Source organism: Bradyrhizobium sp. 23AC (assembly GCF_054863025.1).
Map to the genome: position 1 here is coordinate 207,359 of NZ_JAVAYN010000004.1, position 20,950 is coordinate 228,308.

Here is a 20,950-nt window from a genome sequence, read left to right on the forward strand (position 1 = left end):
GTGCTGGAGTGGATTTGATGAAGATCATTCATTGTGTCGCACTGGCGACGGCGATCGCAGTGCACCCGGGCGCAGCCTACTCGCAGGGAAAGACGGCGCCAAAGGACGCAAAACTCTATTTCATCACGCCGCACGATGGGCAGAAGGTTCGCGGTGGATTCTGGGTCCGGTTCGGCCTGCGCAACATGGGCGTAACGCATGCCGGCGACGATTACCAGAATGCCGGTCATCATCATCTGCTGGTCGACGTCAACGATCCCATCGATCCCAAGGAGCCGATCCCGCAGGACAAGTCGCACCTGCATTTCGGCGCAGGGCAGACCGAGACCATGCTGGACCTTGCGCCGGGGACTCACACCCTGCAGCTGGTGCTCGGCGACGCCAAGCACTATCCGTTCGAACCGCCGGTCGTGTCGGACAAGATCACGATACGCGTCAGGTCGCCGGCTTCGGCGCGGAGCAAATGATCACCGCAGGCTGGCGTTGATCTTGTCCAGCACGGCTGAACCCGGGCACAGCGTGTCCGCTTCGAGCGTGTTGAGCGGCGTCTCGACCGTGTTGAGATGCTCGTGCAGATCTTCGGCGTCGGGGTCGACATAAAGGAGACCGGTGACGATCTGCCCCTTGGCGGCGTGCCGCGCGAGGAAGGTCTGGGCGCCCAGCCGATCATGCGGATCGTAGTCGGCGTCGATCTTGCGCAGCGCGATCTTGCTACCGTCATGCTGCTCGACCATTTGCACCGTGCCCGGCGCGTAGTCCACCGCGATCGGATCGCGGCCGACCAGCACGTCGAGCCGGTTCACGGCGTCGTTGTGCTCGCGGACATAATCGAAGCTCTTGGTCGAGCCGGCGTGGTTGTTGAAGGCGATGCAGGGGCTGATGACGTCGATGAAGGACGCGCCCTTGTGGCGGATCGCGGCCGCGATCAGCGGCACCAGCTGGGTCTTGTCGCCGGAGAAGCTGCGCGCGACGAAGGTGGCGCCCAGCTGCAACGCGATCGCAACGAGGTCGATGGCGTTGTCGGTGTTGGTGACGCCCTTCTTGGACTTCGAGCCGCGGTCGGCGGTGGCCGAGAACTGGCCCTTGGTCAGGCCGTAGACGCCGTTGTTCTCGACGATGTAGGTCATGTTGACGCCGCGCCGGATCGAGTGCGCGAACTGGCCGAACCCGATCGACGCGGAATCCCCGTCGCCGGACACGCCGAGATAGATCAGGTCGCGGTTGGCGAGGTTGGCACCTGTGAGCACGCTGGGCATGCGGCCGTGCACGGAATTGAAGCCGTGCGAATTGCCGAGGAAATAATCCGGCGTCTTCGACGAGCAGCCGATCCCGGAGATCTTCGCCACCCGGTGCGGCTCGATCGAGAGCTCGTAGCAGGCCTCGATGATCGAAGCCGTGATCGAGTCGTGACCGCAGCCGGCGCACAGCGTCGAGATCTTGCCCTCGTAGTCGCGATGGGTGTAGCCGAGCTCGTTCTTCTTGAGGCCGGGATGATGGAATTTCGGCTTTGCGATGTAGGTCATGACACGGCCTTGCGGAGCGGGGTCACCTTGAGGTGATCCTGGTGGTCGCCAATGGCTTTTGCGATGAAACGGGCGGTGATCGGCGAGCCGTCGTAGTGCACGATCGGCACGAGGCGCACCGGGTCGATGCCGTTCTCGTTGACGATCAGCTGGCGGAGCTGGCTGTCGCGGTTCTGCTCGACGACGTAGACGAAATCGTGCTCGGCGAGGAAGCTCGCCACGCTCGAATGGAACGGGAAGGCGCGGATGCGCAGGCGGTCGAGCTGATGCCCGCGCGCTTCCAAGAGGCCGATCGCCTCGTCCATCGCCGGCGAGGTCGAGCCGAAATAGATCACGCCGTATTTGGTCGGCCGTTCCGCATTGGCCTGCAGCGGTCGCGGCACCAGGTCCTGCGCGGTCTCGAACTTGCGCATCAGGCGCTGCATGTTGTCGGCGTAGACCGAACCTTCCTCGGAATAGCGCGCATAGCGATCCCGCGAAGTGCCGCGGGTAAAATAGGAGCCCTTGGTCGGGTGCGTGCCGGGATAGGTGCGGTAGGGGATGCCGTCGCCGTCGACGTCGAGATAGCGGCCGAAGTCGCGGCCCTCGTCCAGCATCTCTGATGTCATCACCTTGCCGCGGTCATACTGCTTGGCATCGTCCCATTTCAGCGGACGGCAGAGCCGGTGATTCATGCCGATGTCGAGGTCGAGCATCAGGAAGATCGTGGTCTGGATACGCTCGGCGAGATCGAACGCTGCGGCCGCGAATTCGAAGGCCTCGGCGGGATCCTCGGGGAACAGCAACACATGCTTGGTGTCGCCGTGCGAAGCATAGGCACAGGCGATGATGTCGCATTGCTGGGTACGGGTCGGCATGCCCGTCGAGGGGCCGGCGCGCTGGATGTTCATGATCACGGCCGGGATCTCGGCGAAGTATGAGAGGCCGATGAACTCGGTCATCAGGGAGATGCCGGGGCCCGACGTCGCGGTGAAGGCGCGGGCGCCGTTCCAGGACGCGCCGATGACGATGCCGATCGAGGCCAGCTCGTCCTCCCCCTGGACGATGGCGTATTTCGCCTTGCCGGTCTCAGGATCGTGCCGGTATTTCTTGCAGTGCGCGGTGAAGGCTTCCGCCACCGACGAGGACGGCGTGATCGGATACCAGGCGCATACCGTGGCGCCGCCATAGACGGCGCCGAGCGCGGCGGCGCTGTTGCCCTCGATGAAGATGCGGTCGCCGACCCTGTCCGACTTTTTCACCCTGAGGCCAATCGGGCATTTCAGGTTCTGCAGCGCCCAGTCGCGACCGAGATGTAGTGCATGGACGTTGGAGGAGAGCAGCTTTTCCTTGCCCTTGTACTGCTCGCCGATCAGCTGCTCGATCAGCTTCGGGTCCATGTCGAGCAGCGCCGAGAGCGCGCCGAGATAGATGATGTTCTTGAACAGCTGGCGCTGGCGCGGATCGGTGTAGGTCGAGTTGGTGATCGCGGTGAGCGGCACGCCGATCACGGTGATGTCGTCGCGGAATTTGGTCGACGGCATCGGCTTGGTGGAATCGTAGAACAGATAGCCGCCGGGCTCGATGCCGGCGACGTCCTTGTCCCAGGTCTGCGGGTTCATCGCCACCATCATGTCGACGCCGCCGCGGGCGCCGAGATGGCCGTCCTCGGTCACCCGCACCTCGTACCAGGTCGGCAGGCCCTGGATGTTGGAGGGGAAGATGTTGCGTGGGGACACCGGAACGCCGTGGCGCAGGATCGCGCGCGCGAACATCTCGTTGGCGCTGGCCGAGCCCGAGCCGTTGACGTTGGCGAAGCGGACGACGAAGTCGTTTACGCTGCTGATCGGCTTTTTGTCGGGCATGTCGAACCTGCGTGAGTCATCTCGATGAAATATTTCTGCATGTCCCAGGCGCCGGTGGGACAACGCTCGGCGCACAGCCCGCAATGCAGGCAGACGTCCTCGTCCTTCACCATCACGCGGCCGGTCTTGAGATCCGAGGAGACGTAGAGGTCCTGGTCCGGATGCGGCGACGGCGCCTTCAGCCGCTGGCGCAGATCGCTTTCCTCGCCATTGCCGGTGAAGGTGATGCAATCCATTGGGCAAATGTCGGCGCAGGCATCGCATTCGATGCAGAGCGAGGTCGAGAACACGGTCTGCACGTCGCAGTTCAGGCAGCGCTCGGCTTCGCCCAGCGCCAGCTTGACGTCGTAGCCGAGCTCGACCTCGGCGCGGATGTCCTTCAGCGCAATCACCTTGTCGCGATGCGGCACCTTGTAGCGCTTGTCGATCGAGATGTCGTTGTCATAGCTCCATTCGTGGATGCCCATCTTCTGCGATGAGACATGCACATCGGGCAGCGGGCGCTCGGTGATGTCCTCGCCCGACAGCATCTTGTGGATCGACAATGCGGCGTCATGGCCGTGCGCGACCGCCCAGATGATGTTTTTGGGGCCGAACGCGGCGTCGCCACCGAAAAACACTTTCGGATTGGTCGAGGCGAAGGTCTTCGGATCGACCTTCGGCATGTGCCATTTGTCGAACTCGATGCCGCAATCCTGCTCGATCCAGGGGAAGGCGTTTTCCTGGCCGACCGCGACCAGCACGTCGTCGCAGGGAATGGTCTGATCGGGATCGCCCGACGGCACGAGGTTACGACGGCCTTTGGCGTCATATTCGGCTTTGACGTGCTGGAAGGTGACGCCGATGAGCTTGCCGGCAACGTGCTTGAATTCAACCGGCACCATGTAGTTGAGGATCGGAATATCCTCGTGGAGCGCGTCCTCCTTCTCCCACGGCGAGGCCTTCATCTCCTCGAAGCCGGAGCGCACGATCACCGTGACTTTCTCGCCGCCGAGCCGGCGCGCGGTGCGGCAGCAATCCATCGCGGTGTTGCCGCCGCCGAGCACGATCACGCGCTTGCCGATCTTGTCGATATGGCCGAACGAGACCGAGGCCAGCCATTCGATGCCGATGTGGATATTGCCAGCTGCTTCCTTGCGGCCGGGAATGTCGAGTTCGCGGCCGCGCGGCGCGCCGGAGCCGACGAAGATCGCGTCGTATTTCTCCGCGAGCAGCGACTTCATGCTCTCGATGCGGTGGCCGCCTTTGAATTCGACGCCGAGACCCAGGATGTAGCCGGTCTCCTCGTCGATCACCGAATTAGGCAGGCGGAATTTCGGGATCTGCGTGCGCATCATGCCGCCGGCTTCCGGATCGGCATCGAACACGGTGCAGTGATAGCCGAGCGGCGCCAGATCGCGCGCCACCGTCAGAGAGGCCGGACCGCCGCCGACGAAGGCAACGCGCTTGCCGTTCTTCGGTGAGGGGCGCGGCAGGCGCTGCTTGATGTCGTCCTTGAAATCGGCGGCAACGCGCTTGAGCCGGCAGATCGCGACTGGCGTCTCCTCGACGCGTCCGCGCCGGCACGCCGGCTCGCAGGGGCGATCGCAGGTGCGTCCCAGAATTCCGGGAAACACGTTCGATTTCCAATTGATCATGTAGGCGTCGCTATAGCGGCCTTGTGCGATCAGTCGGATGTATTCGGGAACCGGGGTGTGCGCAGGACAGGCCCATTGGCAATCGACCACTTTGTGAAAGTAGTCGGGGGCCGCGATATCGGTCGGTTTCATTCCTACCCTGTCCGCGCAGGCTCAAAGACCCGGCGGCCTCTTCTGAGCTTGGCGAACGCTTAACGCGCTGCGATCTGGTTTCTGAATGACGTCATTGGGTTAGCTTATTAGAACCTTTCCGAAGTACAACGGCAAAGTTCGGCGCGTCCCCGCTTTCATGGGAGCTACGCGCGCACAGCATTAACGGCCGCGCGTGATGCGCGTGCGGTGCAATATGTTGCGATGCAGATATGTTCAGCTGCGCGCGATATCGCTCTTCGCGAGGTCCCACATCAGGCTGTAAGTCCCGACCGAGACGGGCAGCGGGAGGGGCGATGCAGCAGGGCCGGTGAAGCGCTCGGCGATCACGGCCGAGACCGCGCCGACATGCGTGCCGTCGATCAGCACGAACCAGTCGCGTGCGCCTTCGTTGCGCACCGCGGGGATGTCCGCGGTCGCGCCCGAGAGCTCCGGCTCGCTCTCGAGCAGATGCATCGAGATGATGCCGTCGCGCCGCTCCGGCGCCAGCTTTTCTTGCAGCGCATCACGCCACGCGCCGGCATTGTCGGGCGTCGGCCGCAGGCGTACCACGCCGAGCGCAGCGCCGCGGCCGGTGCCGTTGCTGATGGTAATGCGCGCGACGACACGGAGCATGTCCTTGAAATGTGCCATGCTCCGCCGCGACCATTCGGTCTGATTGGCGAGCCGCGCCCGATAGGCAGGACTGTCGAGCACGTCGAGCGTCGCAGTCGAATACAGCGAGAGGTATTTGGGATTGGCGGCATGCGCGACATAGCGCCGCGCTTCCAGAAAGCCCTCGATCGCGACGCGCTCTTCCAGATGTTCGCGATCGTACCAGCGGTTGAAATCGGCCTCATGGGCTGCGTCGATGTTCATCGACGTCAGCAGCATGCCCTTTCCGGCGAGCGGCATTCTTCTTGTCCTTTTCGCGCATTAGCGCGCGGCCTTCGACGCAAGGTCGGCAATCGACTTCATCACCGCATCCCTCACGCCGGTATCATAGAGCGAATGTCCGGCTTCTTCCACGAGGCGAATCTCGGAACCCGGCCACACTTTCGCGAGTGCGTGTGATGTCTCAGGAGGGCACAACAGGTCGTAGCGGCCCTGCACGATAATGCCGGGAATCCCGGCGAGCCGGTCCGCGTTCCGCAGCAGCTGGTCTTGGTTCATGAAGGAGTTGTTGATGAAATAATGTGCCTCCATGAACGGCGTCGCCGGCAGCGTGCGCCACACGTTCAGCGACGGCAGCTCCAGCCGCGTCTTTGCCGCCTTGTGCTCCGACAGGGCTCGCTCGGTGTCGTGCCAGGCGCGGGCCGCAGGTCCGTGAATGGCCGGATCGGCGTCGAGGATGCGGCGATAATAGGCTTCCACCGGGTGTGCGCGTTCCCCGGGCGGCAGCACGCTCAGAAAATCCTCGTAGAGCGCGGGATAGAATTGCGGCAGGCGCACCGTGAAGGCCGTCTCGACCTCGGCTCGCGTGCCCAAAAAGGTTGCACGCAGCGCAATGCCGGAGACGCGCTCGGGATGGGCTTCTGCATAAGCCAGCGCCAGCGTCGCGCCCCAGGAGCCGCCGACCACCATCCAGCGATCGAAGCCGAACTTGTCGCGGATCTTCTCCATGTCGGCGATCAGATGTTCCGTGGTGTTGTGCTCGCGCGATCCCTTCGGCCGGCTGCGGCCGCAGCCGCGCTGGTCGAACAGCACGGCGCAGAAGCGATCAGGGTCGAATAGCCGGCGATGATCGGGCTGGCAGCCGCTGCCGGGCCCGCCGTGCAGGTAGACCGCGGGAATGCCGTCGCCGCGACCGACGCTCTCGACATAGAGCTCATGGCCGTCGCCTGCGTCGAGCATGTCGGAGGTCAGCGGCGCAAAGGGATCGGCGCGCCTCGCGGCTGTGCCTGCGTCGGCGTCAGGCCCCATTCTCGGATTCCAGGGTGCCGCCGGCGAAGTTGCGATAGAGGAAGCGGCTGGTCTCGCCCTCGGCCTCACGCTCAGCCTGCTTGAAGATGGTCTCGTGCAGCGGCGACAGCGCGCAGGCCGGGTCGGTGTTGGCGGCGTCCCCGGTCAGCGCGAAGGCCTGGCAGCGGCAGCCGCCGAAATCGATCTCGCGGAATTCGCAAGACTTGCACGGCTCCTTCATCCAGCCGGTGCCGCGATAGCGGTTGAAGGCCTCGGAGTTCTGCCAGATCCAGGCGATCGAATGGTTGGAGCGCACGGATTCGAAGTCGAGCCCGGTGATGCTCTCGGCGGCGTGGCAGGGCAGCACCTTGCCGGCGGGCGAGATGTTGAAGAACTGCCGGCCCCAGCCGCCCATACACTTCTTCGGCCGCAAGGCGTAGTAGTCCGGCACGACGTAGTCGATGGCGAGCGTGCCCTTCAGCCGCTCGCGCGCCTCCTCGACGAGACGCGTGCACTCATCCAGCTGCGCCACCGTCGGCATCAGCGCGGCGCGGTTCTTCAACGCCCAGCCGTAATACTGCACATTGGCGACCTCGAGCCGGTCGGCGTCGAGATCGACGGACATCTGGATGATGTCAGGCAACTGGTGCAGGTTCTGCCGGTGCATCACCGCGTTGACGGTGAGCGGCAGATCGAGCTCGCGCGTCCACTTTGCGACCTCGAGCTTCTTGCGGTGCCCGTTCTTGTAGCCGGCGACGCGATCGGCGAGGCCTTCTTCAACGCCCTGGAAACTGATCTGCACGTGGCAGAGCCCGGCATCGGCGAGATCGCTGAGCTTCTCGCGCGTCAGCAGCACGGCCGAGGTGATCAGGTTGGTGTAGAGGCCGACGTCACTGGCATGCTTGACGAGGTCGACGAGGTCTTTGCGCGCCGTCGGCTCACCGCCGGAGAAATGCACCTGGAGCACGCCGATCTCGGCAAGCTCGCTCAAGACCTTCTTCCATTCGTCGGTGGTCAACTCCTTGCCGGAACGGTCGAGCTCGACCGGGTTGGAGCAGTAGGGGCATTGCAGCGGACAGCGATGGGTGATCTCGAGCAGTACGGCAAGCGGAATGCCAAAGGTCTCCGCCGTCGAGCGCTGCCTCTCCAGAACCGCGAGGCTGTCGCTGGCATCAGGTGGGACGACCGGATTGCCGAGCACATCGCTCATGACGTCTTCTCCCTGATCTCAGTGAGAAAGCCCTTGTCGGCGAGATCCTGCAGCATGACGATGACATCTGCGAGGATCGCCTCGCGCGGCGCGGCGTATTTCGCCGCGAGCTGATCGGAGACATCGCCGACGCTGCGCTCGCCGTTGCAGAGCTGCAGGACCTCGACCGCGATCTCGTCCGGAGCCAGCACGCGTTCCGGCGCCAGGATCACCCAGACCTTCCGCGTCTCGTCATATTTCAGCCTGGCATGCCGCGGCAGCACGGGGCGGCTTGTCTCGCTGACACTGATGTTCCGCGGCCCGGCCATTGCTCTTGTCCCTCAACTCGCTTTGGGCACGAACGCGCCCGGCGGAATGTGGCCCTCGACATAGGCGTGCTGGAGCGCGTCGAGTTGCACCCACAGCACGTTGGTCTTGAAGATCAGCGCGTTGCACACTTGCGCGCGCTGCTCCGGCGTCGCGGCATGCGCCTTGACATAGTCGAGCGCAAAGCCGGCATCGCGTGGCGCCTGCGTCAGGCGGCGCTTGAAGTAGCTCATGATGTCAGGATTGACGAAATCATAGTGCTCCAGCATGCCGGAGATGCGTTCTTCATGCAGATTTGGCGCGAACAGCTCAGTGAGCGAGGAGGCGATCGCCTCCAGCGGGCTCTTCTCGCGGCAGTAATGCACGTAGGCCTCCACCGCGAAGCGCGTCGCCGGCAAAATGCCTTCGGTCGATTCCACGTAGGCCGTGTCGAGCCCGAGTCCCTCGGTCAGCTTCAGCCAGCGCTCGATGCCGCCCTCGCTGCCGACGTCACCGTCGTGGTCCTCGATGCGGTGGCGCCATTCCAGGCGCGTGGCGCGGTCGCGGAAGCGCGAGATCACCACCGCGTCCTTGATCGGGATCGTGCTCTGGTAATAGTAGCGGTTCAGCGCCCAGGCCTGCACCTGGCCCTTGTTCAGCTTGCCGCCGTGCAGCAGCTTATGGAACGGATGCAGGCTGTGATAGCGCGTCGCCCCGATATGGCGCAGCGTCGCCTCGAGCTCCTCGGCCGAGTTGAGCCTCAGATCCTTGCCGATCGACAGCGCAGTCATTCCAGTCATTGACGCCGCATTCACAGCACGATCTCCGTTCCATCCGCCGGTATCTGCCAGCCCGCCGCCTCGACGGCCTTGCGCTCGGATGAGGCAGGTAGCAGCGCCGGGTTCGAGTTATTGATATGCAGAAATATCTTCCTGTCGATAGCGAGGTCGGCCAGCCGTGCGATGGCGCCGTCCTCGCCGGACATCGCGACATGTCCCATGCTCTTGCCGGTCTTGTGACCGAGGCCGCATTTGATCATCTCGTCGTCCTGCCAGACCGTGCCGTCGAAGAACACGAGCGAAGCGCCGTCGATCTCGGCCTTGAGCGCGTCGGTCACCTCGGCGCAGGCCGCGATGAAGTAGAAGCACTTGCCGGTCGCCTTGTCGGTGATCTTCAGGCCCAGCGTGTCGCCGTCGCCGCTCGCGCCGCCGGGATGCGCCTTGCCTTCCAGATACCAGGCCGACTTGCCCGAGACCGCGAAGGCCAGCACTTCCAGCCCCGATCGCGCGCCATCCGGTAGCCGCGGTTCGAACGGCTCGCGGAAAGCGATCGGCTGGCGCCGCACGTGCTTCTCGTTCAGCACGTTGAAGATGCTGTTGCTGGCAAGGATCGCCAGCACCTTCTCATGCGCATAGATCGTGAAGGGCGAGCTCTCGCGCATCGAGAGCAGGCCGGCCACCGCATCAACTTCGCTGTTTGTCAGGATCACGCCCGCGATCGGCGTATGGCGCAGCGCCCCGGCCTTGGGGTGCAGTTGCGGCGTGGCATTCAATTGCTGGCGCAGGTCCGGGGACGCGTTGATCAGGAACCAGTGCTCGCCGTCGCCGCTGAAGGCGACCGAGGCCTGGGTTCTCAAGAGCTCATGGCCGTTCTCACGGGCCGCCCGGCAGCCCTCGCAGCCGCAATTCCATTGCGGCACTCCGCCGCCGGCTGCGGCGCCCAGGACGACGACGCGAAGCATGATCCGTCTCCTGGAAGCAACGTCACGAGGTGGATCTCAGGCCGACACGATTTCCCTCATTCGGAAACCGGTCGTGACCGAAAGACCCACCTGCGCTGAACGCAGATCACCAACCGCTTACTTGCGGGTGGCGCTCACATACATGTTGATTTCCATGCCGCAGGGCACTTCGACGATCTTCGGGGCTTTCCAGGCCATTTTGGCACTCCATTTTCGCGAATTCGGACGTATCGCCCACCCGTTAAATTAGTGCGCGCCGAGAAGTTCGCCAGTGAAATTTTCCCGAGAAGCCCATGTTGCGCCGCGAAAAAAGCCCTCGGGAACACTCACTTCTGAGGTGCTGCCTTGCGTTCGGCGCATTCGGTCGCGAACCCTGTCCTGATAAAGCAGTTGTGAGTGCAGTGCAGCTTTCAATCCGGTACAGGCGACCCAACTGGATCTCGATGATGCCCAGATACTACTTCAACACCCGTATCGGCGACGAACTGATCGTGGATCCCGAAGGCGAGGACCTGCGCAACCCCGACCGCGCCTGGGAGGTCGCCCGCCAGATGATCCTGGAGGTGGTGAAATCCGAGGGCACCCAGCGCGCCCTGCTGGATGCCGTGATCGAGGTGACCGACGCCGAAGGCGAGATTGTGCTGGAGTTTCCCTTCACCGAGGCGCTGCTGGACATCCCGGACGCGTCCGCGACGCGGCATTAGCCCCCACTCTCTCCCCGTCATTGCGGGGAGCTCGCGACAAAATTGCGTAGCAATTTTGCGCTGATGCGACGAAGCAATCCGGACTGCCTCCGCGGAGGGATTTCGCTACGCTCGCAAAGACGACGGAGAATGAGGCACTACCGGCGCCCCAGCGCCTTCGCCCCTGCGAAATCCGCATGGCTTTGCCGCGTTCCCGGCGCTAAAAGACGCCGGTTAAACGGAGCAAGCCATGCAAGATCTCTGGCGCCTGTCGGCTGCCGACCTCGCCACCCTCGTCAAGTCCAAAAAGGTGTCCGCCCGGGAGGCGGCCAAGGCCGGGCTCGCCCGTCTGGACGCCGTCAATCCCCAGCTCAACGCGGTGATCGACCACCGGCCGGACGACGTGATCAAGCAGGCCGACGCCGTCGATGCCGCCATCGCGCGGGGCGAGGACCCCGGCGTGCTCGCCGGCGTGCCCGTCACCATCAAGGCCAATGTCGACCAGGAGGGCTTTGCAACCACCAACGGCCTCAAGCTCCAGCGCGATTTGATCGCGCGCGAGGACAATCCGGTGGTCATCAATTTCCGGAAATCGGGCGCCATTCTCCTTGGGCGCACCAATTGCCCGGCCTTCTCCTATCGCTGGTTCACTACCAATCTCATCCATGGCGACACCAAGAACCCGCGCGATGCTTCGCTGACCCCGGGCGGCTCGTCCGGCGGCGCCGGTTCGGCGGTCGCGGCCGGCATCGGCCACGTTGCTCACGGCACCGACATTGCCGGCTCGATCCGCTACCCCGCCTATGCCTGCGGTGTGCACGGCCTGCGCCCGACGCTCGGCCGAATCCCCGCCTTCAATCCGGCACTGCCGGAGCGCCCGATCGGACCGCAGATCATGGCGGTGTCGGGACCGCTGGCGCGCACCGTCAACGACCTCAGGATTTCACTGGCCGCGATGTCGGCCCGCGATATCCGCGATCCCTGGTACGCACCAGTGCCGCTGGAGGGCCCTGCGCGGGACAAGCGCGCGGCGCTTTGTCTCAATCCTGGCGGCCTTGCGACGACGCCGGAGGTGAAGGCGGCGGTGAGCGATGCCGGCAAGCGGCTGGAGCGCGCCGGCTGGACCGTCGACATCATCGAGGACACGCCGCCGATGCGCGAGGCGGTCGAGTGGCAGATCAAGCTTTGGCTCGGCGACGGCTATGAGGCGCAGCTGGAGATGGCCGAGCGTGAGGGCGATCCCGGTGCGCTGGCGTGCCTGCGCGGCAATCGCGGCAGGGTCACGCCGCTGGATCAGGCGAATTACGCCAAGGCGCTGACCCGAAGAGCCACCCTGACGCGCGACTGGATGCTGTTCTTCGAAAAATACGCGGTGCTGCTGACGCCGGTGTCCGGCGAGCTGCCGTTCCCTGATCATCTCGACCGCAAGGACGAAGCATCCTTCAAGCGGGTCTGGGAAGCACAGCTCCCGCAGATCGCCATTCCCTTCATGGGTCTGCCGGGCCTTGTGGTCTCCACCGGTCTCGTCGGTAAGGCGCCGGTCGGCGTGCACATCGTCTCCGGCCGCTATCGCGAGGATCTGTGCCTGCTCGCCGGCGAAGCGATCGAGGCGGGCGGCGTGCCGCCGTCGCCGATCGATCCCGTGGGTTAGCGATGTCCGCGATCTACGATTTCAAGGCCAACTCGCTTGCGGGTGAGGAGGTTGCGCTCCGCCGCTTCGAGGGGCAGGTGCTGCTGATCGTCAACACCGCGAGCAAATGCGGCTTCACGCCGCAATATCGCGGTCTGGAGGATTTGCATCGCGATCTCTCGCCGCGCGGCTTCTCCGTGCTCGGCTTCCCCTGCAACCAGTTCGGCGCGCAGGAGCCGGGGCAGGCGAGCGAGATCCAGGCGTTCTGCTCGACCAATTACGACGTCACCTTTCCCCTGTTCGAGAAGATCGACGTCAACGGCGCCCATGCGCACCCTCTGTATGAGTACCTGAAACGCCAGCAATCCGGCCTGTTAGGCGCCTCCATCAAATGGAATTTCACCAAATTCCTGGTGGACCGTACCGGCAAGGTGATCGCGCGCTACGCGCCGACCGCACGGCCGGAAGGATTGCGGAATCAAATCGAGACCCTGTTATGAGCGAGACAATCATGAGCGACGAATTTCCGGACCGCCTGTCGGTCGATCCGAACAGCCCCTATTACAACGCGGACATCCTGGCGCGCGACGTCGGCATCCGCTTCAAGGGCGTCGAGAAGACCAATGTCGAGGAGTACTGCATCAGCGAAGGCTGGGTCCGCGTCACCGCCGGCAACGCCAAGGACCGCCACGGCAACCCGCTGACCATCAAGGTGCACGGGCCAGTGGAGCCGTATTTCAGGGATAAGAAGTAACGGCGAAGCCGTCATCCGGAGCACGCGAAGCGAGAACCCGGAATCTCGAGATTCTCAGGTGCGCAAGAGCGCACCATAGTTCGATGCTGCGCATCGCCCCGGAATGACGAAAAGAGAAAGCTGAGACCCCATGTCCGTCCGCATCGTCGACGTCCGCGAGATCACTAAGCCGATCTCATCGCCGATCCGCAACGCCTATATCGACTTCACCAAGATGACGACGAGCCTCGTCGCCGTCGTCACCGACGTGGTGCGCGACGGCAAGCGCGTGATCGGCTACGGCTTCAACTCCAACGGCCGTTACGGGCAGGGTGGCCTGATCCGCGAGCGTTTTGCCTCGCGCATCCTGGAGGCCGATCCGAAGTCGCTGCTGAATGCGGCCGGCGACAATCTCGACCCCGACAAGGTCTGGGGCGCGATGATGACCAACGAGAAGCCGGGCGGCCATGGCGAGCGTTCGGTCGCGGTCGGCACCATCGACATGGCGGTATGGGACGCGGTGGCCAAGATCGCCGGCAAGCCGCTGTTTCGCCTGCTCGCCGAACGGCACGGCGTCAAAGCCAATCCGCGCGTCTTCGTCTACGCCGCCGGCGGCTATTACTATCCCGGCAAGGACCTCTCGATGCTGCGCGGCGAGATGCGCGGCTATCTCGATCGCGGCTACAACGTCGTGAAGATGAAGATCGGCGGCGCGGCAATCGAGGAAGACCGCACCCGCATCGAGGCGGTGCTGAAGGAGATCGGCAAGGACGCGCAGCTCGCCGTCGACGCCAACGGCCGCTTCAACCTCGAGACCGGCATCGCCTATGCCAAGATGCTGCGCGACTATCCCCTGTTCTGGTACGAGGAAGTCGGCGATCCCCTCGACTACGCGCTGCAGGCCGCGCTCGCCGAATTCTATCCGGGCCCGATGGCCACAGGCGAAAATCTCTTCAGCCACCAGGACGCCCGCAACCTGATCCGCTACGGCGGCATGCGCCCCGACCGCGACTGGCTGCAATTCGACTGCGCGCTGTCCTACGGCCTCTGCGAATACCAGCGCACGCTGGAAGTTTTGAAGACCCACGGCTGGTCCCCCAGCCGCTGTATCCCGCACGGCGGCCACCAGATGTCGCTCAACATCGCCGCCGGCTTAGGTCTCGGCGGCAATGAGAGCTATCCCGACCTGTTCCAGCCCTACGGCGGCTTCCCGGATGGCGTGCGCGTCGAGAACGGCCACATCACCATGCCGGACCTTCCGGGCATCGGCTTCGAAGGCAAGTCCGATCTCTACAAGGAAATGAAGGTGCTGGCGGAGTAGGGGCCGGGTCGACGTAGCGCTTGAAGCGCGAAGGCCGCGCCACATTATCCGCTGTCATGCCCCGGTTTGAACATCAAGCCGGGCGATGACACCGTCCTTGGAACGCCGGCCCCGGGCGGCCTACGACAACCGCATATCCAGCAGCCGCCTTCCTTCGCCCTTCAGCAGCTTCTTCACAGCGCTCGACGCCACCACCTCGCCGTCATTCGCGTAGGCTTCGTGGTTCTTCTCGATGTCGTCGAGGCGGTAGAGATAGTTGACCATCACGCCGGCGGACTCGCGCACGCCCTTCGGCGAGAGATCGCCCAGCCAGTTAATGCGCTCCAGCCTTGCGCCGTTGCCGAGATGGAAGCGGGCGACGGAATCGATCAGCTTGCCCTTCGGCGTGCGCGCCTTCAGGAAATAGTGCGCCGCGAGCGGCTCGATCACCGCGCGGAGCTGTGTCGTCGTCTCGGGGCTCTCGAACCATTTGGGATCGTCGAGGCGCTTCAGCACCTCGCGGTCCTCGTCCGACAGCGGCAGGTCCTTGTCCTGCTTCAGCCATGGCATGAAGCCCGGCACCGGCGATAGCGTCACGAAAGTGTCGAGCTTGGGCGTTTCACGGCGCAGCTCTTCGACTACCTGCTTGATCAGGAAGCTGCCGAAGGAGATGCCGCCGAGGCCGCGCTGGGTGTTGGAGATCGAATAGAACACGGCGGTGCGCGCGCGCTCGATCGGCAGATACTGGCGGTCGACCGCAAGCAGCGGCGCGATCGCGCCGGGGATCGTCTCGGTCAGCGCCACCTCGACGAAAATCAAGGGCTCGTCGACCATCGCGGGATGGAAGAAGGCGTAGCAGCGGCGGTCGACCGGATCGATGCGACGGCGCAGATCGTCCCAGTCGGAGATCTCGTGCACGGCCTCGTAGCGGATGATCTTTTCGAGGATGTTGGCCGGGGTCGACCAGTCAATCCTGCGCAGCACGAGAAACCCCCTGTTGAACCACGAAGAGAGAAGATGCGAAACGTCGCGATCGAGCGCGGCGAGATCGGAGTGGCCGTTCATCATGCCGAGCAGATCGGCGCGCATGTTGACGAGATCTCCGGTGCCGCCGGGCGCGCGGTTGAGGCGGCGGATCAGCTCCTGCCGCCGCGGCTCCGAGGCGAAATGCAGCGAGCTCGCGTCCTCGTCGCTGGGCGCGGCGCGCCATTTCTCGATCGCCTTGGACAGACGCTCCCGGTCCGGGCCGAAATCGCGCACCAGTCCGTCGAAGAAAGCGCGGCGTCCCGCCGCATCCAGCTCCCGGTAGATGTCGAGCACCTCACGCGCGATGGCGATGCCTGATGCCTCGCCCCGGCCCGACAGCAGCGCGTCGCAGAGATCGATCAGTCCGTCGGCATCCCGTCTGGTGTCGGCGGAATCTCCCCGACGAAGCAGCGTGCGGCCGCGCTCGGAGATCGTGGCGAGCAGGTCGGAGAAGAAGGCGTTGGCCATCGGGGCTTTCGTGTCGGGTTTGTGCGTTGCGGAAGCTTACACGGGATTTGGGCAGAAACCGATCACAATCAAGCGGAGGAATGCGGCAACTTTAGTTGGGCCGTGCGTTGCGGGAATGACGGGATGGCTGGTGGAGGGTGGGAGCCGACACAACGCGCCGTCATGCCCCGGCTTGACCGGGGCATCCCGTACGCCGCAGCTTCTCGATTCTAGCCGCGCCGGCTCGGCGTACTGGGTCGCCCGGTCAAGCCGGGCGACGACACCGAGTGTGTGGCAAACTCCGTCGGCGTTCGCCCCGTCACCTGACGGAACGCGGCCGAGAACGCGGGCACGCTGGCATAACCGAGCTGGGTTGCGAGCTGCTTCACCGACACGCTGGCATCCGTCGAGAGCCGCTGGATCGCCGCGGCGATCCGCGCGCGCTGGCACCAGCTCTTGAAGCTCAGCTGCGTTTCCGTCGAGAACAGCCGCGACAGCGTCCGTGCGGAAGTTCCGACCTCGCGCGCCAGCGTGTCGATGTCATGCAGGCCGCTGGGATCGTCGAGCACGATCATGGCGGCGCGCCGGCAGCGCACTTCGCGTGGCAACGGCACGAAGGTCGCGGAATCCTCGGCCTGGTGCAATTCCAGCATGACGAGGCGCACCAGCAGCTCGGTGCGCTCCTCCGTATTGCGCGCGTCGAACAGCGCCAGGATCGCCTGATTGAGCAGCGGCGACACCCGCACCACGAATTCCCGGGTCAGGCCGTCATAGCGCTGCTCGCGCTTCAGCCAGGACAGGTCGAAATACAGCGTGCGCATCTCGATGTCGGCGAGCAGATCGATGGCATGCTCGAGCCCGGCCGGGACCCAGACCGCGCGGTCCGGCGGCACCAGCCATCGCCCCCCGGGCGTCGTCACCTGCATCGTGCCCTTGGCCGCATAGATCAGCTGCGCCTCGCGGTGCAAATGCGGATCGATCCGCATGCCCTTGGGGTAGTCGCGCGCCACCAGGTGCACGCCCGCGGGCGAGCGGTGGTTGCTCCGGACCTCCCTCAGGGTTGGCGTTTCCAAGACAGTCATTGGCAGCATCCCGTCATGGGGAGGACATATAACTCATTTCGGAGCAGGAGAGGATTCGTATGAACAGCCCCAGCCGGGTCATCAGTTTCGTCAACGCAGGCCATTTCATCGACCATTATGCGATGCTGATCTTCGCCGCCGCCGTCATCATCATGGGGCCGGCGCTCGGCATGGCCTATTCGGAACTTCTGCCCTACGCGACACCCGGCTTTGTGGCTTTCGGCGCCGGCTCGCTGCTGACCGGCTGGCTCGGCGACCGCTGGAGCCGCCGCCACATGATGCTGATCTTCTTCGTCGGCATCGGAGCGTCCATGATCGCAGTCGGCTTCGTGCAGACCCCGGCGCAGCTCGGCGCGGCGCTGCTGGCGATCGGCATCTTTGCCTCGATCTACCATCCCGTGGGCACCGCCATGATCGTGTCCTATGCCGACCGGCTCGGCCGCGAGATGGGGATCAACGGCGTCTGGGGCAATCTCGGCGTTGCCTCCTCGGCGCTGGTGACAGGCGTGATCGGGCAGTATCTCGGCTGGCGTTTCGCCTTCATCGTTCCCGGCATCGCCACCATCCTGATCGGCATCGCCTTTGCGATGATGGTCGTGCACGAGGACCGCAAGGGCTCGAAGCAGGCGGCGGCGCAGGCGCGGGTGGCAAAACAGGACATGTGGCGCGTGGTGCTGTCGCTGCTGATCGTCGTGATCGCGATCTCCACGACCTTCAACGCCGTCACCGTCGCGCTGCCAAAACTGTTCGCGGAACGGCTCGCCGATTTGACGAAGAGCCCGGCGCTGCTCGGCGTCATCGCCGCCTGCGTCTACGTGTTCGGCGCGATGACGCAGTACACGATCGGCCGGCTGCTCGACCGCTACTCGCTGAAGACGGTGGCCTTGCCGCTGTCCTTCATGCTGGCACCGTTCCTGTATCTCGCCGCGAGCCTGAACAATCTGCCGCTGATCCTGGTCTCGATCGGCATCGTCATGGGCGCGTTCGGGCAGGTCACGGTGAACGATGCCATGGTCGGCAAGTACACCAGCGAGGAATGGCGCTCGCGCGCCTACGCGGTACGCTATTTCATTGGCTTTACCGCGGCCGGCGCCTCGGTCGGCCTGGTGGCCTGGCTCTACGAGCAGGGCGGTTTCGTCACCATGCTGCACGCCTTCGCCGCGCTCTGCCTGCTGGCGATCGCAGCCGCCATCATCCTGCCCCGCGAGATCAGGACGCCGCAGCCGGTGTGAGGCGCCTCGTGTCCGGACAAGCCGCAACGCGTGAGCGTTGCGGCGCCGAGCCGGGACCCCGGACTGCGAGTCCCCTTCGCCAAGGCTTCGGCGGACAAAGTCGCTGCGCTCGCAATGACGGCGAATATCCCGCCCCGTGAACCGGGAACCCGCTCCACCTCCGGCGGGTTCTATCCCCGTGGCCCCGACCTCGGGGCGGGCAAAGGGGGAAGACACCAGCATGCCATTGCGCCTGCTCCGACCGGCCGGCCTCGTCCCCGCGGCGCTTGTCCTCACCACCATTGCGGCCGGTGCCGAGGGCGGCAAAGCGGCCGGCCCATCCGAATTCCTGTTGGTGGCGCAGATCGTGCTGCTGATCGCGGTCGGTCGCGGTCTCGGCGAGATCATGCAGCGCGTCGGCCAGCCCTCGGTGATCGGGGAATTGCTCGCCGGCATCATCCTCGGACCGTCGCTGTTCGGCTGGATCTGGCCCGAAGCGCAGCACGCGATTTTCCCGAAGGCGCCCGAACAGAAGGCGATGCTCGACGGCATTGCCCAGTTCGGCATCCTGCTCCTGCTGCTGCTCACCGGCATGGAGACCGACCTCAAGCTGGTCAGGAAGGTCGGCAGGGCCGCGATCGCGATCTCGATCGCCGGCATCCTCGTGCCCTTCGCCTGCGGTTTTGCGCTCGGCGAGTTCCTGCCCGATGCGCTGCTGCCCAATCCGCAACAGCGCCTGGTCGCTTCGCTGTTCATGGGCACGGCGCTGTCGATTTCCTCCGTGAAGATCGTCGCGGTGGTGGTGCGCGAGATGAATTTCATGCGCCGCAATGTCGGTCAGATCATCGTCGCGACCGCCGTGATCGACGACACCATCGGCTGGATCATCATCGCCGTCATCTTCAGCTTGGCCTCGCACGGCACGCTGGATATCGCCTCGGTGGCGAAAGCCGTGCTGGGCACGCTTGCCTTCCTCGCCGTCAGCTTCACCATAGGGCGCCGCCTGGTGTTCCTGCTCATCCGCTGGGCCAACGACAATCTCGTCAGCGCGGCGGCGGTGATCACGGTGATCCTGCTGTTGATGAGCGTGATGGCGCTGATCACGCATCTGATCGGCGTGCACACGGTGTTAGGTGCCTTCGTCGCCGGCATCCTGGTCGGGGAATCACCGATCCTGACGCGGCAGATCGACGAGCGCCTGCGCGGGCTGATCTCCAGCTTCTTCATGCCGGTGTTCTTCGGCCTCGCCGGCCTCAGCGCCGATCTCTCGGTGCTCCGCGATCCCAATCTGCTGATGCTCACCGGCCTCCTGGTCGTGATCGCCAGCGTCGGCAAGTTCGGCGGCGCCTTCGTCGGCGGCACGTTGGGCGGCCTGAACCATCGGGAATCGCTGGCGCTGGCGAGCGGCATGAATGCCCGCGGCTCGACCGAGGTGATCATCGCGACCATTGGCCTGTCCATCGGCGTGCTGAGCCAGAACCTGTTTACGATGATCGTGACCATGGCGATCGTGACCACGATGGCGATGCCGCCGATGCTGCGCGCGGCGCTGGCAAGGCTGCCGATGAACAAGGACGAGAAGGAGCGGCTGGAGCGGGAGGAGTTCGAGAAGCGCGGTTTCCTCGCCAATCTCGAGCGCCCGTTGCTGGCGGTGGACGAAAGCGTCAACGCCACCTTTGCCGCCCACATCGCCGGCCTGATCGCCGGCATGCGCGGCCTGCCGATCACCGTGCTGCATATCGGCAAGAGCGCCAAGGAGCAGGAGAAGGGTCGCGACCAGGAGGAGAGCCACGAAGCGGTGGTGAAGAAGGCGGCCGAAGTCGTGTCCGCCCATGGCGACGGCGGGGCCGGCAACGTCGATGTCGTCACCCGCGCGAGGCAGGCGGAGCTCGGCGAGACCATCGCCGACGAGGCACGCAAGGGCTTTGATCTTCTCGTCGTCGGCGTCGACAAGGTCGTGACGGCCAAGGACCGTTTCGACCGGAGGATCGACGACATCGCCGCGAAGTTCGAAGGACCGCTCGCGATCGTGGCGGCCAAGGGCAAGCACCTGAAGCAGCCTGCGCCCGAGGCGCTCAACATCCTCGTTCCCGTCTCCGGCAGCGGCATCTCCAAGCGCGGCGCCGAGGTCGCGGTCGCGTTGGCGCAGGGAGGATCAGGCTCGCTCCGGGTGATCTATGTCGCGACGACGCGCGACAAGGGCGCGCAGCGCGGCGCCTCTCGTGGCCTCGGCCAGGAGGCGGGCATCCTCAAGGACGCCAGCGATCTCGCCGCCCGCTACGACGTCGACATCACCACCACGCTGCGGGTGAACCGGGCGCCGGAAGCCGCGATCCTGCGCGAGATCGACACCACCGACGTCGATCTCGTCGTCATGGGCGTCGACCGCATCCAGGCCGACCACCTGTCCTTCGGCGGCGTCGCCGACGTCGTGCTCCGGCAGTCGAAGGTGTCGGTGCTGCTGGTGTCGAGCGGCGAGGCAAGGCAGGCTCCGGCGGAGAAGGCGTGAACTACGGTGCATTCGCTCTCCGCCGTCATTGCGAGGAGCGAAGCGACGAAGCAATCCA

The 20,950-nt window shown here is 64.7% G+C and carries 20 protein-coding genes; 8 read left to right on the forward strand and 12 right to left on the reverse strand.

Annotated elements, in window-relative coordinates; translation table 11 throughout:
• The first annotated feature begins 17 nt into the window (after window positions 1-17).
• A complete protein-coding gene (locus tag RAD10_RS12120) occupies window positions 18-467 on the forward strand; it encodes a DUF4399 domain-containing protein (RefSeq protein ID WP_461617652.1) in 450 nt (149 codons plus the stop codon).
• On the opposite strand, the gene RAD10_RS12125 is transcribed toward RAD10_RS12120, so the two are convergent.
• From RAD10_RS12125 to pqqA, 10 genes are all read right to left on the reverse strand, one after another.
• Entirely contained in the window at window positions 468-1,523 is a 1,056-nt protein-coding gene (locus tag RAD10_RS12125; protein WP_018318541.1) for a 2-oxoacid:ferredoxin oxidoreductase subunit beta, read from the reverse strand.
• Window positions 1,520-3,367 carry a 2-oxoacid:acceptor oxidoreductase subunit alpha gene (locus RAD10_RS12130; RefSeq protein WP_461617653.1) on the reverse strand — a complete coding sequence of 616 codons (1,848 nt, stop codon included), beginning with the start codon at window positions 3,365-3,367 and terminating at the stop codon, window positions 1,520-1,522. The genes RAD10_RS12125 and RAD10_RS12130 overlap by 4 nt, the downstream gene beginning before the upstream one ends.
• Window positions 3,337-5,136, reverse strand: coding sequence for an FAD-dependent oxidoreductase (locus RAD10_RS12135; protein WP_461617654.1), 1,800 nt, complete (start codon window positions 5,134-5,136; stop codon window positions 3,337-3,339). The genes RAD10_RS12130 and RAD10_RS12135 overlap by 31 nt, the downstream gene beginning before the upstream one ends.
• A 234-nt stretch (window positions 5,137-5,370) precedes the next feature.
• Complete coding sequence (locus RAD10_RS12140) at window positions 5,371-6,048, reverse strand: hypothetical protein (RefSeq protein ID WP_461617655.1); 678 nt, start codon at window positions 6,046-6,048, stop codon at window positions 5,371-5,373.
• A gap of 21 nt (window positions 6,049-6,069) precedes the next feature.
• A complete protein-coding gene (pip, locus tag RAD10_RS12145) occupies window positions 6,070-7,056 on the reverse strand; it encodes a prolyl aminopeptidase (protein WP_461617656.1) in 987 nt (328 codons plus the stop codon).
• Window positions 7,046-8,245 carry a pyrroloquinoline quinone biosynthesis protein PqqE gene (pqqE, locus tag RAD10_RS12150; protein ID WP_461617657.1) on the reverse strand — a complete coding sequence of 400 codons (1,200 nt, stop codon included), beginning with the start codon at window positions 8,243-8,245 and terminating at the stop codon, window positions 7,046-7,048. The genes pip and pqqE overlap by 11 nt, the downstream gene beginning before the upstream one ends.
• Window positions 8,242-8,553: a pyrroloquinoline quinone biosynthesis peptide chaperone PqqD gene (gene pqqD, locus RAD10_RS12155; protein ID WP_461617658.1), complete on the reverse strand. Its 312-nt coding sequence runs from the start codon at window positions 8,551-8,553 to the stop codon at window positions 8,242-8,244. The genes pqqE and pqqD overlap by 4 nt, the downstream gene beginning before the upstream one ends.
• 12 nt (window positions 8,554-8,565) lie before the next feature.
• The gene (gene pqqC / locus RAD10_RS12160) at window positions 8,566-9,321 is read right to left on the reverse strand and encodes a pyrroloquinoline-quinone synthase PqqC (protein ID WP_461617892.1); all 756 of its coding nucleotides are present in this window, start codon (window positions 9,319-9,321) and stop codon (window positions 8,566-8,568) included.
• 20 nt (window positions 9,322-9,341) lie between these two features.
• The gene (gene pqqB / locus RAD10_RS12165; RefSeq protein ID WP_461617659.1) at window positions 9,342-10,271 is read right to left on the reverse strand and encodes a pyrroloquinoline quinone biosynthesis protein PqqB; all 930 of its coding nucleotides are present in this window, start codon (window positions 10,269-10,271) and stop codon (window positions 9,342-9,344) included.
• Window positions 10,272-10,388: 117 nt separating this feature from the next.
• Window positions 10,389-10,469, reverse strand: coding sequence for a pyrroloquinoline quinone precursor peptide PqqA (gene pqqA / locus RAD10_RS12170; RefSeq protein ID WP_007595659.1), 81 nt, complete (start codon window positions 10,467-10,469; stop codon window positions 10,389-10,391).
• A 248-nt stretch (window positions 10,470-10,717) separates the two neighbouring features.
• Here pqqA and RAD10_RS12175 point away from each other — a divergent pair, with 248 nt between their 5' ends.
• From RAD10_RS12175 to tarD, 5 genes are all read left to right on the forward strand, one after another.
• Entirely contained in the window at window positions 10,718-10,975 is a 258-nt protein-coding gene (locus tag RAD10_RS12175; protein WP_026202038.1) for a DUF6894 family protein, read from the forward strand.
• A 229-nt stretch (window positions 10,976-11,204) separates the two neighbouring features.
• A complete protein-coding gene (locus RAD10_RS12180; protein ID WP_461617660.1) occupies window positions 11,205-12,605 on the forward strand; it encodes an amidase family protein in 1,401 nt (466 codons plus the stop codon).
• A gap of 2 nt (window positions 12,606-12,607) precedes the next feature.
• Window positions 12,608-13,084: a glutathione peroxidase gene (locus RAD10_RS12185; protein WP_461617661.1), complete on the forward strand. Its 477-nt coding sequence runs from the start codon at window positions 12,608-12,610 to the stop codon at window positions 13,082-13,084.
• Window positions 13,081-13,338, forward strand: a complete 258-nt coding sequence (locus tag RAD10_RS12190; protein WP_018318553.1) for a DUF3297 family protein — start codon at window positions 13,081-13,083, stop codon at window positions 13,336-13,338. The genes RAD10_RS12185 and RAD10_RS12190 overlap by 4 nt, the downstream gene beginning before the upstream one ends.
• 130 nt (window positions 13,339-13,468) lie before the next feature.
• Complete coding sequence (tarD, locus tag RAD10_RS12195; RefSeq protein ID WP_461617662.1) at window positions 13,469-14,638, forward strand: D(-)-tartrate dehydratase; 1,170 nt, start codon at window positions 13,469-13,471, stop codon at window positions 14,636-14,638.
• A gap of 120 nt (window positions 14,639-14,758) precedes the next feature.
• Here the strand turns inward: tarD and RAD10_RS12200 are convergent, their stop codons facing one another.
• Both RAD10_RS12200 and RAD10_RS12205 read right to left on the reverse strand, forming a co-directional pair.
• A complete protein-coding gene (locus tag RAD10_RS12200; protein ID WP_461617663.1) occupies window positions 14,759-16,111 on the reverse strand; it encodes a malonyl-CoA decarboxylase in 1,353 nt (450 codons plus the stop codon).
• Window positions 16,112-16,320: 209 nt separating this feature from the next.
• Window positions 16,321-17,172: an AraC family transcriptional regulator gene (locus RAD10_RS12205; protein WP_461617664.1), complete on the reverse strand. Its 852-nt coding sequence runs from the start codon at window positions 17,170-17,172 to the stop codon at window positions 16,321-16,323.
• Window positions 17,173-17,231: 59 nt separating this feature from the next.
• Here RAD10_RS12205 and RAD10_RS12210 point away from each other — a divergent pair, with 59 nt between their 5' ends.
• Window positions 17,232-18,404 (forward strand): MFS transporter, encoded by a 1,173-nt coding sequence (locus tag RAD10_RS12210; protein ID WP_461617665.1) that lies wholly within the window; start codon window positions 17,232-17,234, stop codon window positions 18,402-18,404.
• Window positions 18,405-18,624: 220 nt separating this feature from the next.
• Window positions 18,625-20,892 carry a cation:proton antiporter domain-containing protein gene (locus tag RAD10_RS12215; RefSeq protein WP_461617666.1) on the forward strand — a complete coding sequence of 756 codons (2,268 nt, stop codon included), beginning with the start codon at window positions 18,625-18,627 and terminating at the stop codon, window positions 20,890-20,892.
• The last annotated feature ends 58 nt before the right edge of the window (window positions 20,893-20,950 follow it).